The organism is Pseudoalteromonas ruthenica, assembly GCF_008808095.1.
Classification (GTDB): Bacteria; Pseudomonadota; Gammaproteobacteria; order Enterobacterales; family Alteromonadaceae; genus Pseudoalteromonas; species Pseudoalteromonas ruthenica.
The window spans coordinates 180,127-198,333 of sequence record NZ_CP023397.1; the positions used below are offsets into that span (position 1 = coordinate 180,127).

Annotated in this window: 11 protein-coding genes; 8 read left to right on the forward strand and 3 right to left on the reverse strand. The window is 46.4% G+C overall.

Features of this window, described 5'->3' with window-relative positions:
* Positions 1-3 precede the first annotated feature (3 nt).
* From PRUTH_RS16135 to ahr, 5 genes are all read left to right on the forward strand, one after another.
* Positions 4-1,293 (forward strand): ATP-binding protein, encoded by a 1,290-nt coding sequence (locus PRUTH_RS16135; protein WP_151173872.1) that lies wholly within the window; start codon positions 4-6, stop codon positions 1,291-1,293.
* Positions 1,281-1,616, forward strand: coding sequence for a cupredoxin domain-containing protein (locus PRUTH_RS16140; RefSeq protein ID WP_022944785.1), 336 nt, complete (start codon positions 1,281-1,283; stop codon positions 1,614-1,616). Before PRUTH_RS16135 ends, PRUTH_RS16140 begins: the two co-directional genes overlap by 13 nt.
* The gene (locus PRUTH_RS16145; RefSeq protein ID WP_151173873.1) at positions 1,613-2,341 is read left to right on the forward strand and encodes a hypothetical protein; all 729 of its coding nucleotides are present in this window, start codon (positions 1,613-1,615) and stop codon (positions 2,339-2,341) included. The genes PRUTH_RS16140 and PRUTH_RS16145 overlap by 4 nt, the downstream gene beginning before the upstream one ends.
* Positions 2,328-3,017 (forward strand): hypothetical protein, encoded by a 690-nt coding sequence (locus tag PRUTH_RS16150; RefSeq protein WP_045980132.1) that lies wholly within the window; start codon positions 2,328-2,330, stop codon positions 3,015-3,017. Before PRUTH_RS16145 ends, PRUTH_RS16150 begins: the two co-directional genes overlap by 14 nt.
* Positions 3,018-3,115: 98 nt before the next feature.
* Positions 3,116-4,120 (forward strand): NADPH-dependent aldehyde reductase Ahr, encoded by a 1,005-nt coding sequence (gene ahr / locus PRUTH_RS16155; protein WP_151173874.1) that lies wholly within the window; start codon positions 3,116-3,118, stop codon positions 4,118-4,120.
* Here the strand turns inward: ahr and PRUTH_RS16160 are convergent.
* The 3 genes from PRUTH_RS16160 to udk all read right to left on the reverse strand — a co-directional run bounded on the left by PRUTH_RS16160 (position 4,109) and on the right by udk (position 6,931).
* Positions 4,109-4,861, reverse strand: coding sequence for a substrate-binding periplasmic protein (locus PRUTH_RS16160; protein WP_151173875.1), 753 nt, complete (start codon positions 4,859-4,861; stop codon positions 4,109-4,111). The two genes, ahr and PRUTH_RS16160, sit on opposite strands and share 12 nt — an antisense overlap.
* Before the next feature lie 202 nt (positions 4,862-5,063).
* Positions 5,064-6,287, reverse strand: coding sequence for a NupC/NupG family nucleoside CNT transporter (locus tag PRUTH_RS16165; protein WP_022944790.1), 1,224 nt, complete (start codon positions 6,285-6,287; stop codon positions 5,064-5,066).
* A 14-nt stretch (positions 6,288-6,301) separates the two neighbouring features.
* Positions 6,302-6,931 carry a uridine kinase gene (gene udk, locus PRUTH_RS16170; protein ID WP_022944791.1) on the reverse strand — a complete coding sequence of 210 codons (630 nt, stop codon included), beginning with the start codon at positions 6,929-6,931 and terminating at the stop codon, positions 6,302-6,304.
* A gap of 301 nt (positions 6,932-7,232) precedes the next feature.
* Between udk and PRUTH_RS16175 the strand changes: the two genes are divergently transcribed.
* From PRUTH_RS16175 to PRUTH_RS16185, 3 genes are all read left to right on the forward strand, one after another.
* Positions 7,233-8,444: a phosphopentomutase gene (locus tag PRUTH_RS16175; RefSeq protein ID WP_151173876.1), complete on the forward strand. Its 1,212-nt coding sequence runs from the start codon at positions 7,233-7,235 to the stop codon at positions 8,442-8,444.
* A 24-nt stretch (positions 8,445-8,468) separates the two neighbouring features.
* Complete coding sequence (deoD, locus tag PRUTH_RS16180) at positions 8,469-9,170, forward strand: purine-nucleoside phosphorylase (RefSeq protein WP_151173877.1); 702 nt, start codon at positions 8,469-8,471, stop codon at positions 9,168-9,170.
* A gap of 319 nt (positions 9,171-9,489) precedes the next feature.
* On the forward strand, positions 9,490-18,081 hold the full coding sequence (locus PRUTH_RS16185; RefSeq protein ID WP_170268989.1) for a SpvB/TcaC N-terminal domain-containing protein: 8,592 nt from the start codon (positions 9,490-9,492) through the stop codon (positions 18,079-18,081).
* Positions 18,082-18,207: the final 126 nt, after the last annotated feature.

Consider the following 18,207-nt stretch of genomic DNA (forward strand, 5'->3'; position numbering starts at 1 on the left):
GCGATGATGAGTATTCGTACGAAACTTTTGTTGTTATTGATATCAGTGATGGTTTTGACCTTATTTTTGGCTCTAGTTGAGGGCTACCAACGCAGTTTAGCCCGCGCCGAGACGTTATTTGATTCACATTTGCATACCCAAGCGGAGGTTCTTTTTCACAGTGGCGAGATAGCACCACAAAGTTTACCTAATGTCATTTGGCAGCGTTGGCATCAGGGCGATATTGTCGCTGGCTCGACAACTTGGCTGACGCAGCCCGAGCAATCAGGCATGAGTACCCTCAATGCACAAGGACAACGCCTGCGTGTGGCAACGTATTGTCAAAACCAACAATGTGTTGCCGTTGCTGAGCCCATCGCTGAGCGTTTTGCGCTCAGTGAACAGCTGATTATGGCTATGGTGGTGCCTATGTTGTGGGGTATGGCCCTGCTGGCGCTGTTAATTAGTATCGTAGTGAAGCGTGCACTGCGGCCTTTATCGCAGTTGTCACAGGAGTTGAAAGGGCGGGCCGCTCACGATTTTACCTTGTTGCAGATGCAACCCAATGAGTCGGAAATTAAGCCGGTTGTGCAAACTCTCAATGAGCTTTTGCATCGCACCGAGCAAGCGTATTTGCGAGAACGTTATTTTGCCAGTGATGCCGCACATGAACTGCGCACACCGCTAAGTGCAATGAAAATTAACTTACATAACTTACAGCAGCGCTATGATGACGATGATGCGCAGGCGCTCGTGGAGAGTGTAGAGCGGCTAAACCATTTAGTTGAACAAATGCTCGCGTTGGGGCGCACCTCTTCCCATCAGTGGCAGGATAAGCTCGGGCCGCAATCCTTGGCACAGTTATGTCAAGCCTGTATTGCCGAGCTGTATCCGCAAATTGAAAAGAAACAGCTAGATATCAGTTTAAATGGAGAGTGCCGTGACATTCAGGGTGAAACCTTTACCCTTTCAGTGATGATAAAAAACATTATTAGTAACGCCGTGAAGTACACACCTGAAGGGGGTAAAGTGGTGATAGAGCTGCAAGACCTCGACGCCGAGGTGATACTGAGTGTCAGCGATTCAGGCCCAGGCATTGCTACTGATCTTCGAGAGCGTATTTTTGACCGCTTTTTCCGTGTCGGTGGGGATAGTCACCCAAGCCATATACCCGGAGCAGGGTTAGGGTTGGCTATCGTGCAGCATGTTGTCGGACTATACCAAGGTAGGCTGGCATTGATGAGCAGCCCCTGGGGCGGTCTGCAGGTGCAGGTCACTTTGGCTAGGCAGCGAGATACCTTATGCAGCGACTGATTTGGATTATGTTGCTATTGAGCTTACCCGCTAAGGCCGAGCTCAAAGAGTTTCATCTAACCCTAAAAAACCATTTATTTTATCCTTCACGCCTAGAAATTCCGGCGGGGGAGAAAGTACGGTTATTGGTCAGCAATCACGATGCCACCCCGGAGGAATTTGACAGCTTTGATTTAAATCGTGAAAAAGTTCTCTTTCCTGGACGTGTGAACGTTATTTTCATTGGCCCATTAGCACCAGGCGAATATGCTTTTTTTGGTGAATTCTCACCGGATACAGCTAGGGGAGTCGTTATCGTCAAAGCGCCTCAGGAGGGACAATGATCAATAGTGTCATCGTGACCATTAACCAGCTGTTGCCGCTTGCTATTATCGGTGTTTTTGCAATTTACTTTGTTGATGAAAAAATACAAGGCAAACAGTGGGGGGCGCTTGCTTTTTTCGTCACTGTGCCCGCCTTGGCTTATATCGCTGCACTTGAGCAATTGAGTCAAGGGTTTAACTATTTAGGCTTTGAATACTCACAAATATTGTTGATTGTGTTGCTGACCCTAAGTGCTGGCGGGCTGGCTTTTTTTCGTAATTTCATGTCAACGCTGGCGCTGTTTGCCTGTGCTACCTGTTTGTATTTAAGCCACTATGTGCCTTGGCTAATGCAGCTGCAACTCAATACCAGTGTGTTGCTGGGGATTGGCTTAGGGGTGGGCATTGTGCTCAGTATGGCGGTGTTGCTCGTGTTTTTACTAGCCTGGCTGGCACAATGGCTAAATGGTTGGCTCTGTGTTGCGCTTTTTGCTTTGCATGTCAGTGGTCAGTTTATTACTTCGCTAGATATCGCCGCTGGCGCTGGGCTGATCACCTTGCCACAACCACTGTTTGATGGTCGTCAGTGGCTTGATGAGCATAGCCCAATAGGGCGACTTTTAAAGATTCTAATTGGGTACGAGGCGATGCCATCCATATTGTCTGTGTGTGTTTATCTTGGCGCTGGAGCTCTTTTGCTACTTGCCGCCTATTGGCAACGAAGGAGAAATCATGCGTTACCTTAGTGGCTTATTGTTGTTCCTCAGCTTGCCCTGTTGGGCTGATGGTATGGTGGTTGATAAGGTGTATCATCCTTATGTTTTACCCTATGAAAAAGAACTCGAATGGCGTTTAGTTTCGCATCAAAGTGACGCTGGGAATGTACTGGCGCAGCGCATTGGTGGCGGCGGCGCTATTAGCGAAACTCTCAGTGTGGAGCTTTATGCGGTGGGTGAGCGCGATGACAATGGTGATTTTGGTCTTGCTGCTTATGAAACTGAATTGCGCTGGCAAGTTGTGGAGCAAGGTCGTTATTGGGCTGATCTTGGAGCTCTGTTTGAAGTAGAAAAAAGCCATCGTCAAAATGCCTATGAATTTACCACCGGGCTATTATTTGAAAAAGAATTTGGATCGACCAGCTTAACGCTGAATGCATTTGCGGTTTATGAGTGGGGCGCGGATATAGATAGTGAATGGGAAAGTGAGTTTCGAGGCCAATATCGTTATCGCTGGCGTGCTGCATTTCAACCTGCAATAGAGCTATATAGCGGTGAGGATTTTATTGGCATCGGCCCTGGATTTATAGGTTTGCACCGGTTTGCAGGGCAGCGACAGCTAAAGTGGGAGGCAGGCTTTATTACCGAAGTAGGTCATGGCGGTAAAGACCACAGCGTTCGTTTAGCGCTAGAGTTTGAGTTTTAAATGTGCAACCCGATTATGATTTTGCATTAAGTTGATCGACATGCCATTGTTATCAGTACATTTTCACTCAGTACTGAGTTATTAAACGGGAGCAAAAAATGACAATTAACGCCTATGCTGCGATGGCAGCAGGTAAAGCGCTTGAGCCGTACCAATATGATCCGGGTGAGCTGGCCGCTGATGAAGTTGAAATCGCCGTCGATCACTGTGGTATCTGCCACTCTGATCTATCGATGATCGATAACGAGTGGGGGATGAGTGAATATCCGCTGGTGGGCGGACACGAAGTGATAGGGCGCATTGAGAAAGTCGGCCGCGATGTCAATAATCTTGAAGTTGGACAAACAGTAGGCCTAGGTTGGCACAGCGGCTATTGCGGTCATTGCCCGAGCTGTGATGATGGCGACCAAAACCTCTGTGCCAGTGCGCAAGGGACTATTATTGCTCACCACGGTGGCTTTGCCGATAAAGTGCGCGCGCAAAGCAAAAGTGTGATCCCACTGCCTAAGGGGCTTGATGCCAAGGCGGCAGGCCCGTTGTTCTGTGGTGGTATCACTGTTTTCAACCCCTTGGTACAGTTCGATATCAAACCTACCGATAAGGTCGCGGTCATTGGTATTGGTGGTTTGGGCCATTTGGCGCTGCAATTTTTAAACGCCTGGGGCTGCGACGTCACCGCTTTTAGTTCCAGTGATAGCAAAGCTAAAGAAGCCAAAGAGTTGGGTGCGCATCATATTATTAACTCGCGTTCGGAGCAGGCCCTAGAAGAGGCCGCAGGGCAGTTCGACTTTATTATTTCCACCGTCAATGTGAAGCTTGACTGGAATGCGTACATCAATACCTTGAAACCCAAAGGCCGTTTGCATTTTGTTGGCGCTACCCTTGAGCCGTTAGACTTAAGCGTGTTTGGTTTGTTAATGGGGCAGCGCAGTGTATCTGCTTCCCCTGTGGGCAGCCCAGGAACCATTGCTAAAATGCTCGATTTTGCTGCGCAGCATAACATTGCGCCACAAATCGAAACCTTTAAGTTTGATGATATCAATGCCGCCCTTGACCATGTTCGCGAAGGCAAAGCGCGTTATCGCGTAGTGCTAACGCGTTAATACATCCTGATACGGATTATATAATTTTTGTTGATACCAAGCCGCTTTCTCGATAGCTGAGAAAGCGGCTTTTATATTGGCCACCAATTGAGGGTCGCTATCGACATGGGCGGCGAGATAGCCATATACACTCAATTGCTCGATATCTCTGACAAAGCGTAGCTCCTTGGTGGGGACATTAAACTGTTTAGCCATAGCACCCAGGTAGTTAGGATCATCAATTACTAAATCGACTTTGCCCGAAAGCAGCAGTCGATAGGAATGTTTAATATCAGCGGTTTGTACGGTGCTAAACTGACGATCGGCAAAGAACTTGGCGCTGATATCGCCGCGCTGCACAGCGATACGATAAGGGCGAGCGTCGTTCACTTGGCGCAAGTTAATTTCAGAACGTGAAGCCAAGGTAACAAAACCCAAACGGAAATAAGCCACTTTGCCTAACCATTGGAATTTGTCGAGCCTGTCGGGGGTTTTGGCAACGCTGTAAAGTAAGGTATTAGGTTTTTTTTGTGCCAGATGAAAAGCGCGTGCCCAAGGGTACATATTGATAGTGGCATCAACATTGGCTTTAGAGAGCACATGGCGGACGATATCGGTGCTGCTACCACCTATTTGACCGTTGATCACTAATTGGTTGGGCGGGCTCAGCTCTGTGACCACTTCAATAGGTTGTGCAGCAATGCTCATGGTCGATAATAAAATCGTTACCCACAGTGTAAAGCGAGCTAAAAACAAAGCCATAAAGCGAGAAACCAAAGACACAGCACTTGTTTTTAGAATAGATAAGTTCACAGCGAATTGCGATGATTTTTTGCCCTAAACGATAAAAGGGCCTTGCGGCCCTTTGGTGAAGTATCGTTCAAGTTAGCTATTGCCTTAACCCCTTAAAACAATAACCTAGGCCGAGGAGGCCCTGTTTTGCAACTGTGGCTTCTCTTTGTTTCTAAGCAATAGAGAGGAAAAACCCAGCAATTGCGGCGCTCATGAGGTTGGCCATAGATCCTGCCAACACTGCTCTGAGCCCTAGGCGTGCGATATCCTTTCGCCGGCTTGGCGCCATACCGCCAATCCCACCTAGTAAAATGGCTATCGAAGACAAGTTAGCAAAACCACACAGCGCAAAAGTAACAATGGCTTGAGTGTGTTCGCTTAACTGGTCGCGATAATTTATAAAGTCTAAATAAGCTACAAACTCATTGACGACTAATTTCTGGCCGATAAAACTACCGGCAATAATGGCTTCGTCCCAGGGTACACCTAATAACCAGGCCACCGGTGCGAAAACATACCCGAGAATTTCTTGTAGCGTGAGCTGTGGGTAATCAAACCAACCACCAAACCAACCCAATACGCCATTAAGCAATGCAATCAGGGCCACAAATGCAAGCAACATAGCGCCTACATTCAAAGCAAGCTGCATCCCGCTTGATGCACCTGATGCGGCCGCATCGATAACATTCACAGGCTGCTCGTGATCGCCGTCCAATTCGGCTAAATCTTCTTTGGGGGTTTCTGTCTCTGGCACAATCATTTTTGCCATAAGGAAACCACCTGGCGCCGCCATAAAACTTGCGGCAATCAAATACTGTAAATCGACGCCAATTTTGACGTAGCCGGCCATCACTGAGCCTGCTACCGTCGCCAATCCGCCGACCATCACCGCAAACAACTCCGACTTAGTCATAGAGGCAATAAACGGCTTTACAATAAGTGGCGCTTCGGTTTGCCCAACAAAGATGTTTGCCGTTGCCGAGAGCGACTCTGGGCGCGAGGTTTTTAATAACCGTTGCAGTGCCCCACCGAGAATTTTAATAACCCAGTCCATCACCCCGAGGTAGTACAATACCGCCACCAAGGAGGAGAAAAAGACAATGACCGGCAACACTTGAAAGGCAAACAAAAAGCCCAGCGTTTTTTCCGAGGCCAATGGCCCAAACAAAAACGTAATGCCATCGGTGGCGTAGCTAATCACTTGCGCGACCGCTGCCGACATTTTAGCGAGTATGTTTTTGCCAAATTCAAAAAATAATACAAAGCCACCGATGATGACTTGTAGTAAAAAGGCGATACCAACCGTACGCAGGTTTATTGCTTTACGGTTCGTTGAAGCGCCGAAAGCGATGGCGAGTAGGGCTAGCATACCCACCAAGCTCATTAATGTTGTCATGCCCGATGTTCCCGTTATTCTTGTAGTAGGTGTTTGATTTTACTTTTTATTATATCGATTGCTACACGGTTCTTACCGCCTCGGGTCACCACTAAATCGGCGCTGTGCTTCGAGGGCTCAATAAACTGGTAAAACATCGGTCGCACTGTTCGTTTGTATTGTTCAACCACCGATTGCAAACTACGGTCACGTTGTTCAATATCGCGCTGCATTCGGCGCATCAAGCAAATATCCAGTGGCGTATCGATAAACACCTTAATGTTAAATTCGTCGCGAAGTGCTGGGTCACTTAATAACAATATACCTTCGACGATGAGTATTTTTGCTGGCAACACTCGACGCGTTTCGGCGCTGCGAGTGTGTTCGCTATAATCATAAATTGGCACATCAACTGACTCTCCCGCACGCAGATTGCGTAGATGAGTCACCATTAACTCATGCTCAAACGCATCGGGATGGTCATAATTGGTTTTAATACGATGCGCCATCGGTAAATGAGACTGATCACGGTAATAGGCATCTTCCTCTATAATGGCGATGGCCCCCGGCTCTAGTTCATTTACCAACTCGTTGTATATTGTTTGGCTAAAAAGCGACTTCCCTGATGCAGACGCACCAGCGATCGCGATAATCGTTTGTGTCACAGACAAGCACCCAGACTGATGTAAGATAAAGGATTACTTTAGCAAATTCGCTGCTATTAATCTCTGAAGATGTCGTCCTTTACTGCTGTCTAGCGCCTTAGTGACGCAAATCCTCACGTTATTCCGACAAATGTAGCTATTATTAAGTGGTCAAAATAAGGACTTATGTCCGCTGAATGTGAACAGCCATCGTCAGTTGCGGCTGTATTGACGGCAACCCACAAAGCACGGACTTTTGTCCTGTGTCGCCTAGTAACAAGTCGTTAAAGTGGCTCTATAAAACCACAAAAGTGAGGTGAGTATGGCACGCGCAATTATCCTGATGGCTGACAGTTTAGGTATTGGTGCAGCTCCAGATGCTGATCAATTCGGCGATGTTGGCGCCAACACACTCGCTCATCTTTTGCAGGCATACGAGCAAGACAAAGGCCAGCCATTAGCGCTGACAAATCTGTCGCGTTTAGGGTTAATCGATGCATGTGAGGCGGCATCGGGGGCGAGCATTACCATTAATGAACGCCAACAACCACAAGCGGCTTGGGGCTACGCAAAAGAGCTTTCCAGTGGTAAAGACACGCCTTCGGGGCATTGGGAAATGGCCGGTGTGCCAGTGTTGTTTGATTGGGGCTATTTCCCGCAACAGCAACCCTGTTTCCCACAAGCATTTATTGATGAGCTTGTAGAGCGCACAGGTATCCCCGGCATTTTAGGCAATTGCCATGCCTCGGGAACGACGATTATCGCCGAGTTAGGCGAAGAGCATGTGCGCAGCGGTAAACCGATTTGTTACACCTCCAGTGATAGCGTGTTTCAAGTTGCCGCCCATGAGCAAAGTTTTGGCTTAGATAAGCTTTATGAAGTATGTGAAGTTGCACGGACACTGCTTGATGAGCATAACATTGGCCGCGTCATTGCTCGCCCCTTTGTGGGTGACAATAGCAACGACTTTGAGCGCACCGGCAACCGCCGTGATTATTCGGTGTTGCCACCGGCGCCTACGGTGCTGGACAAATTAGCGCAAGCGGGTGGCGAGGTGATCAGTATTGGTAAGATTGCTGATATTTATGCACACCAGGGGATTACCCAAAAACACAAAGCGCCGGGACTTGAAAACTTGCTCGAGAAAACCGCGCAAGTGATGGCCGAAGCGCCGGATAACAGTCTGATTTTCACCAATCTGGTGGACTTCGATGAAAAATATGGTCATCGCCGCAATGCTATCGGTTATGCCGAGGCACTGAAAACCTTTGATGACTTTTTGCCGCGTATTTTCGCGCAAATGAACGACGACGATTTATTGTTAATCACTGCGGATCATGGGTGTGATCCGACTGCTGCTGGCAGCGATCACACGCGTGAATACGTGCCTGTGATTGCCTACCGTCCGGGAATGATTCCAGTGGCGCTGGGTGAACGCGAGACGTTTGCCGATATGGGGCAAACCTTGGCACAGTGGTTTAACTTACCTGAGCTAGACTATGGTACAGGGTTTAAAGCGGCGCTAGAGCGCTAAGAACGAACAGCAAGAGGATAGAATATGAGCACGCCACACATCAGCGCAGCCCCAGGTGATTTTGCCGAAACGGTACTTATGCCAGGTGATCCACTTCGTGCGCAGTACATCGCTGAGCACTTTTTGGATGATGCCAAGCAAGTCACCAGCGTACGTAATATGTTTGGTTTTACCGGCACCTATAAAGGTAAACCGGTGAGCATCATGGGCTCAGGGATGGGTATTCCGTCTATGTCTATCTACGCGCGCGAGCTGATTGTCAGCTTTGGCGTTAAAAACATTATTCGTATTGGCACCTGCGGCGGTATCGCCCAAGACACCAAAATTCGCGATGTTATCTTCGCCCAAGGTGCGAGCACTGATTCAAACGTTAACCGTGCACGTATTAATGGTTATGATTATGCCGCGATTGCCGATTTTGGCTTGCTAGAAAACGGCGTACGAGCGGCTCGCGATTTAGGCATCGATGCTAAAGTCGGAAATGTGTTCACTACCGATACTTTCTACCAAGCAGATGGCAGCTTCTATGAGCAGCTGAATAAGCTGGGGGTGTTAGCGGTGGATATGGAAACCGCAGGTCTGTATGGCGTAGCTGCCGAATATGGTGCCAAAGCCATGGCCTTGTTTACTGTGAGCGATCATGTGATCACCGGCGAAGCAACACCAGCGGAAGAGCGCCAAAGCACGTTTAACGAGATGGTTAAAATTGCTCTTGAATCAATTTAAATAAATAAGTTAGCGCAAAGAGACTGCTTTGCGCTGCACTAAGCCATCTGCCCATGGCCAAGTGCACACCGAGTTCCTTGGTAATACGTAAATACGTTAACCCAAAGCCCCCACCTTTTAGGTGGGGCTTTTTTGTGTCTGCCAAAGCACAACCTTTAATAAACAGAAGCCTTTTTAGCCAAACAGAAGAATGTTCCTATATTGTTAAAAGGTAACATTATGTATATAATCCTCGCCTTCTTTATTAACCTTATCTGAATACACGGAAGTTCTGGGTTTGTCTCTGAGGCTAGCTCAAGCCTCTTTAAGGATGATTATAATGTTCAAACCCCTGCTTTATGCCATATTCACGTTTTTCGTGATGAATGCTGCTGTTGCAGCGCCCTCAAATCCTAGTAATGTAGTAGCAACAGTAAGTAATGGAAATGACATTACTATAAGCTGGCAGAGTGTAATAGGTGCAACTTATTATGTTCGTGAAGCACGTGTTGGCTCAGGGAGTTGGATAAACCCAAAAGAGTACACCGGAACCTCGGTAACATTTGTAAATATATCACCCAATGATTATCAGTACCGAGTAAAGGCGTGTGGCAGTCAAGGCTGCTCAAGCTGGACGTATTCAAATAAGGTTTCTATCCTCAGGGAACCATCTAAGCCTTCAACAGTGACGGCTTCAGTAAAAAACTTGAATGATGTGGTCATCTCATGGTCATCAGTGAGTGCTGCTGCCTATTACATTAGAGAGGCAAAAGTAGGGGCTGGCTCTTGGATACATCCTAAGACTTACACCACGACGTCAGTGACATTTAACGGTTTGGCTGCAAACACCTACCAATACAGGGTTAAAGCCTGTAATGATCTTGCTTGTTCAAATTGGACATATTCTAATAAGATTCAAGTAGCAGGCTCTCCACCAACTCCTGCTAATGTTTCTGCGAGTGTTTATGATGTTAATAATGTCCGTGTGTCCTGGAGCTCTGTTACTGGAGCCTCACATTATATTAGGGAGGCGCAGATTGGTTCCGGGGCATGGATAAACCCAGAGCAATACACAGGAACTTCCGCTACTCTTAACATCGTTACGCCAAACGAATACCGATATCGTGTAAAGTCCTGCAATCGACTCGGTTGTTCTGCTTGGAGGTATTCTAACACTGTCACCGTCGACAGAATACCAACGGCACCGAGCACGGTGGCTGCGGCTGTAAAAAACCTCTCAGAGGTAGATGTTTCTTGGTCTCCCTCCTCACATGCGCAATTTTACATTCGTGAAGCGCAGGTAGGCTCGGATGCTTGGTCAAATGCAAAAGAGTATACAGCGACAAGTGCAACGTACGATATCGTGACCCCAGAGCAGTACCGATATAGGGTGCAGGCGTGTAATAGTTATGGCTGTTCGGGGTGGACTTACTCAGACCGAATTACCGTCGAAGGCGCTCCAGTTGTACCCGAGAATGTCTCTGCTGAGGTGCAAAATAACTCTGATGTACTCGTTTCGTGGTCAGCTACTGCACGCACCCAATACTATATTAGGGAGGCGCAGGTTGGTGCTGGCGATTGGCTTAATCCCAAAGAGTATAGTGGTACATCGGCAACTTTTAGTATTGTTACTGCAAATCAATATCGTTACAGAGTGAAGGCTTGTAATAGCTTTGGTTGTTCTGCTTGGGGCTATTCGAACACTATTGATGTTGACGGAACTCCTGAGGCGCCAAAGAGTGTAGTAGCGGAAGTTCAAAACCTATTGGATGTAAAGGTGTCATGGCTAAGCTCAGAACACACGCAACACTATATAAGGGAAGTAAACGTTGGCTCTGAGGGATGGGGGAATTCTAAACAGTATACTGAACTATCAGCAACTTATAATATTACGACACCAAACCAATACAGCTACCGCGTAAAAGCGTGTAATAGTTTTGGGTGCTCGGCTTGGAGTTATTCTAACAACGTCACTGTTGATGGAGTGCCTGAAGCACCAAGCGAAGTGTCTGCACAAGTAAAGAACCTGACAGAGGTGCACCTCTCTTGGTCTCCTACCGCCCACGCGCTTCATTACATCAGAGAGGTGCAAGTTGATACTAACGAATGGAAAAACCCAACCGAACACACCTTTACTGCTACGATTTTAAACATCTCAACTCCAGGAGATTTTCGGTATCGGGTCAAAGCGTGTACTACTATGGGTTGCTCAAATTGGACTTACTCTGAAACTGTAATTGTTGATGGTGTTTCAATTAACCCTGGAGTAGAGGCGTTTTGGGAGCAATCGGAGGCCACCGAAACTCCCGACGATCAACCATTTTCTGATGTCCAAGAAATCACCGCTGAGGCAGTGGGTACTATTGCGGGTCAAGCGGCTGTGAATGGCGGTGCTGCAAGCTACACGATACCCATTAAATTGCCACCAGGGCGAGCAGGAATGCAACCGAACGTTTCTTTGAACTACTCTTCTCGCAGTGGTAATGGCATCGCAGGGGTTGGCTGGGGCTTATCAGCTGGCTCAAGTATTACTCGGTGCGCGGCAACAGTGGCCCAAGATGGAATTAATCATACGCCCAATTACACAGCGAATGATAAGTTATGCCTAGATGGCCAGCGACTTGTAATTGTTTCGGGGAACTATGGAAACTCAGGTGCAATTTACAAAACTGAGCTAGATACCTTTGTCAGGGTCAAACAAACAGGATCTCTTACAGATGAAGCATCCTTTGTTGCAGAATATAAAAGTGGCCGCACAGCCTATTTTGGACAGGAAACAAGCTCTAAAGTAATTCACGCAAACAAATCCTCAGCTTATTCGTGGCTTATCTCATATGAGCACGACGCCACTGAAAATAACTATATCCACTATGAGTATTCATCGTATGGGCAAGGAGAGCAGCTTCTCAATACTATTTACTACACAGGTACGGGAGCTGAAGAGCTCGGTGACCGTAAAGTTGTATTTGAGTATGAAAGTGCTGCAAACCTTTATAAACGCTATATAGCGGGTGGGTACTACTTTTCAACAAAAAGACTGAAGAGTATCAGTACTGAATATGGCGATGCTCAAGTTAGTTCATGGAGCTTATCCTACTCAGCGAGTTTAGGGACATCGCGAAGCTTATTAGATTCAATAGAGTATTGTAGCCATATCAGTGGAACAGAAAAATGTCTTCCAAGTACTGAATTTGATTGGAGCAGTAAGCCTGCTGTCTATAAACCAGAACTTTTGGCCACGTCTGATGGGACAGAGATTTTTGGGCAAGGCCATTTCCCTGAGGGGTTTGCGGAAGTGACTGCATTTGGGGATGCCGATGGAAATGGCTCAAGAGATTGGCCGCGCTATTTTACCAATGCAGAATTTGACCAAGTAGGTGTTAATCCATTACAGGGTACCGATTGCCAATTCAGCAGCATGTTACTGTCCACTACATGTTTGCAAGGCGACTTTAATAACGATGGTAGGACCGATCGGTGGAGTAAAGAAAATAATATTTTGCGAATAGGCTATGTATCGGGTGAAGACACTATATCCCTAAATTGGCAAGATACAGGTGTAGAGCTTGGCCATTATACTAGCGCTAATCGTAGTGAGGGTGACACATTGCTGAGTGCAGCAGATTATAATGGCGATGGGTGGGTCGACGTTACCGTGCTGAGGCGCATTAGTGAAGAAAAAAGAACGCTCACTGTATATAAACACACTCAAAACTTGCAGAACCCATACACAGAGAATGAATCTCATGAGCTCGATAGCGCTATATTCAACGGTTATAGTATTGAGCCTGTCGGAGATATGAACGGTGATGGCATTCCAGACTTTCTCAAAAAGAAAGCCAGAAGTGTTTATATGGACAGTGCTTCATCTGAGCTCTTACTTACTAGCACGGCTGCAAATGGCGCAATTCAATTGCAATCTTATGATGTGCTATTCGGTGCTGATATCAATGGACAGTCGTCAGCTTATGGGTACTGGGTTGATGTAAATGCTGATGGCCTGCCTGACTGGTTAGGTTGGGTAGACGGTGAAGTGGGCGCAAACCTTACAGTTAAGCTAAACCAAGGAAATGGAACCTTTACTGAAGCGCAAGATATCGGTGTGTCTGTACCTTCGCGGCGAATACCGCTTTATAATGCAGCAGATAAACAAAATGAATATGTACTCAGACCTAAATTTTCTGATGCATTTCGCATTATGGATATCGATGGTGATGGTCGTAGCGAAGTTATCATGCCTAATAGTATACTTGTTGAGGGCTGTATCATTTTAGTAGGGCGCCGCCAAAGAGAACAACGCCACGGAGAATTTACCGTGTGCGGGGACTCGGTTTACACATCATATTTCCCTAATGAAGACTCTAATGAACGCGTGGCAATACAAACGAAGTTTGATTATAGCCTCTATCAATATCAGGCCTTAAAATTTTCGCAAGATGCAACCGGCTCTGTGAGTGCCCATTTTGTCGATACTGACCTAGTTGGCACACCCAGCTACTCTAGTGTGATGGATGCAACAGGCAACGGTTTACCTGATTTGGTATACAAATATGGCTGCAGATATTACGCATCAGGCGAGTACAGAAATCACAAGTTTTTCTGCTATATGAGAGGCGCTAATGGAGAGAGAATAGAGGGCCCGGAGCTGGTCGATAAAAATCTTATTACCTATAGTTATCCTAGTGGTACAGCAGGGGGGAGCAGCGCTGTTGCTGATCACCAAGTTAGAAAAGTGTACTTTAATCGCAATTATGGTGCGACCGAACCCGCTAGCATAGAAAAATCAGATTATCACCCTCATGACCTTTTGCTATCGGTCACAAATGGCCTTGATAAAAAAGAGCAATGGCACTATCGGCCTCTAAGCTCAGACGTTGTAGATGGATTATATAACAACCCAAAACACAATGAATTAAATGACACTGAGCACTTTTACTTTAGCTCTAGCATGTATGTCGTTCATACGTTTACTCAAAGCGATGGTATAGGTGGAAATCAGCACTACACCTATCAATACCGAGATGCAATGTTTAATAACCAAGGCCGAGGCTTTATGGGCTTCAAAAGTGTTATTGAAAAAGACCTAGATCGAGGCTTAGTTACACAAACAGACTTTAAACAAGTGTTCCCACTGCAAGGAAAGCCTTACCGTCAGGCCACATTCTTGGAGAATGACTACATGGCTGGCAGTTTAGGTGGAAAGTCTGACCATACAAATGCGATTAGCTACACTCAATTTGAATGGCTCGTAAACACGGATAACGGTAATCATGTTTACCTAGCGAATAAAGAGACTATCACCCGAGATATCACCCAGGATGCTACTAAATTAGGTAGTGTGGTTGAGTCCATCGCAAGTATTGATGCCTACGGCAACGTGCTTGAAAGTAAAAAAACATCAAAAGATGAAACCGGCGTAGTGACTGTTACCACAACCCGCGCCTATACCCCGAATACAGATACTTGGTGGCTAAATAAGCTCGATACCTTGAAGGTTGAAACCAGCGAAATAAGCGAACGTGCGGTGACGGACCCTTACATCTCATTGAGTGATGAGCAAAAAAAAGAGCTCGATACAAAAACCACCCTGACGACTAATTATTCTGAATATGATGATAATAGCCGTAAACCGAAAAAAATTACCGTCAGCGGATCGTCAGGAACAGGAAGTAGCACCAACATTGCTTACAACTCCTATGGCTTACCAACAAGTAAAACAGTATCCGCGAACGTATTAACGGGGGGGACGTGGTCATCGTCGCAGCGGGTGGTTGAAAGTATCACCTATACCAAAGATGGAACCACAGAGGCGGATGATGGTTACTTCCCGCTCAAAATAACGAATGCGAAGCAGCATGAGCTGTATAAGCACACTGACCCAGCGACCGGTTTTGTTACTAAAACCAAAGTGCAACTAGGTGACAATGTTTACCAAGAGACAATAAATACATTGGATGGTTATCAGCGTCCGTATAGCAGTAAAACCAGCGGTCAGCCGAAGGTTTACACCGTGGTCACTGGGCCCGATACAACCCACGCGCCCGAGAATGCAGTTGTGCAAATAACCACCCTCTCAGCGGGCAAGCCAACACAAAAAGTTTATCAAGATAAATTGGGCCGCACGCTGCGGGTCGCAACCCAAGGTTTCAACTCTGACGATTGGGTATTTACCGACACACAGTACGATGCGTTAGGGCGAAAAGTCTTTGAATCTCAACCTTATTACAATGGCCATTCCAAGTATGGTGTTTCTTACTCGGAGTTTGACGCCTTAGGTAGGCCAAAGAGCAAAGTTACACAGCGAAGCTGCGGAGGCATGACAACGAGCTATGCATATGCAGGGTTAACAACAGACATTGAGGTGAAAGATGAGTGTAACAGCAAACTGATTACGATGTCTCGCACCTATAACACCCGCGACCAGCTCATTGAAACCAAAGACGCTGAAGATGGGATAACTCGCTACGCATATAATGGGCAAGGCCTACCCATTGTTATTCAAGATGCTAAAGACAATCACATTACAGCAAAATATAACGCTTTTGGACGCAAGACCGACGTAAATGACCCCAATCAGGGTAAGAGCACATTTGCTTATAATGGCTTTGGTGAGCTCCAAAAGGAAACACATAGCACCGACACAAGTATTATTTATACAGTCGATAATCTAGGACGAGTAATCCAGCGCTCGGCAACAGGCGAGGACACATTAACCTACACTTATGACACAGCCGATAATGGTGTTGGGCAGTTGCACAAAGAAGTGGGTAATGGCGTAAACCGTACCTATGAATATGATGTTTATGGTCGCCCCACAGGGACACTAATCAACGGCAATAATCGTTCTTATCGCATCACAACGTTCTATGATGGGAATTATGGTCGCGCGAAGGGGCTGCGTTACCCCAATGGCTTGACCTTAGAGTACCTTTACACTGATGCAGGCTATTTAGAAACGATTCAAAATGCGGCGAGCCATTACATCTTTAAGAAAATTACAGGGCAAGATGCCTTTGCCAACGTCACCGAAGCCACTTTAGGAAATGAGTTGACCGAAATCACCTCATACAGCGCTATAGACGGTGCGATGACAAGTAAGCAAATAGCTGATGGCAACAACAACCTAATGTTTCTTAACTATGAACAGTACGATGGTTTTGGCAACATACGCAAAATGGATGTTACCACAGGGGCCGTGGGTGAACAGCATACCTTCACAGAAACCTATACCTACGATAACCTTCATCGCCTTAAAACGAATCAGGTTAACGGTATAAAAATCGGCTCTTACACCTACGATGCCATTGGCAATTTACTCAGCAAGAGCGACTACTCTAACGAGTATGACTACGCAAGTGAGGGGAGTGGAGGCCCGAACGCCGTTAAGCGAGTACAACGCAATGGTAAGTGGGTCAGCTTTAGTTACGATAAGCGGGGCAACATGCTCACCGGTGATGGGCTGAGCAGCGCAACCTACAATGCCATGGATAAACCAACTACGCTGGTCAAAAATGGGATCACCAGTCAGTTCGTTTATGGCCCCAACCATATGCGGTTCAAACATACCACCAATGGCCGAACAACATACTATGCGGACAAGCTGTATGAAGAAGAAGTTCAAGCAGAGGAGACCACTTGGCGTGCATACATAGATAATGTCGCCATAGTGAGTCAAACTAATGAGCAAGCAGTACAAATTAGGTACACGCACACCGACCGTCTTGGCAGCAGTCGATTATTCACAAATCATAATGGTGATGTATTTGCAACGCGTAATTACGATCCATTCGGTAAACCGCGTTTAGCCAATGGTAACTCAAAGCCCTCGGCCCGCTTAGGCGATATTGTGGATACCACCACATACCGAGGCTTTACCGACCATGAACACCTTGATGAACAACAACTTATTCATATGAACGGTCGGGTGTACGATTACAACCTGGGTCGGTTTATGAGTGTGGATCCGGTTATTCAGAGTCCAGGTAACTCACAGAGCATCAATCCGTATTCATATATTATGAATAACCCGTTGGCGGGGACAGATCCGAGTGGTTACAATAGCCTCTGCCTAAAAGGAGAGTCGAGAGTGGGATGTGGCGGTGTTGGTGGGCTGTCAAAAGGAGAGATAAATAGAAGTCACCAGTTTAGTGGTGGACTCAATGAGGCTATGAGCGAGCTTGGATTTTCAGGTAATCCCGCTACAACGTTTATTGAAAACAGTAACGGGGCATTTCAGGCGCAGCATAAAGGTCATGTAGCAATCACCGATATTAATTCTGAGGGGCAGAAGGGTACCAAACAAGGTGGTGGAAGTGATACTAGTTGGAATGAGTCTGATGAGGCATGGCTTCAAGAGTCGGTTCAGCTACAATCATCCGCTTTAAGTAATTTAGTAAGTGGTCAAAAGGATATCACTCTGATTAGTGGCATTGATTGGAGAGGGTATTTCAAAAGGACAAAAAACATACTATTGGCTGAATTGCAAGTTATTGGCGGTGGCACTCAAGTAATTGCGGGAAGTGTTATAACTCCGCTTGGATTTGGAATCGGCTCGACGTTGGGTGTACCATTAATTATGCATGGAACTGGGAATATCCAGGAGGGATTCGGCACAATTGGTAACTTGTCTGGCATTTATCCGAACACGCCTCAGAATTTCACGAGGGATATCTACGAGCATGTTAACCCGGAATATGGAAAAGCAGCCTATTATGGCACCGACGTAGCAATAAACCTTATGGGAGCTTGGCGCTTACCTGCTAAGGTTGCTCCCACCGAGGGGCTGACCTTGTTTAATAGAGGTGCTGCTAATTCTAGAGAGGTAGTATTGATGTATGGACAAGCTACAACAGTTTTATCTGCGAATGATTTATATGGTGTTTCTTCATCGTTACAAAAGGCTGTTGATGAGTTGAATAAGGTGGAAAAATAAATGTTATTTATTCTTCTGGTAGTCTCATTTTTGGGGTTTATATATTTTAAGCTTTTTGCGAGTAAAAAAAATGGGCCTGCAACTTGGCTATTTTATATAGCTTCAGTCATTTTTGGTGTCTTTTCG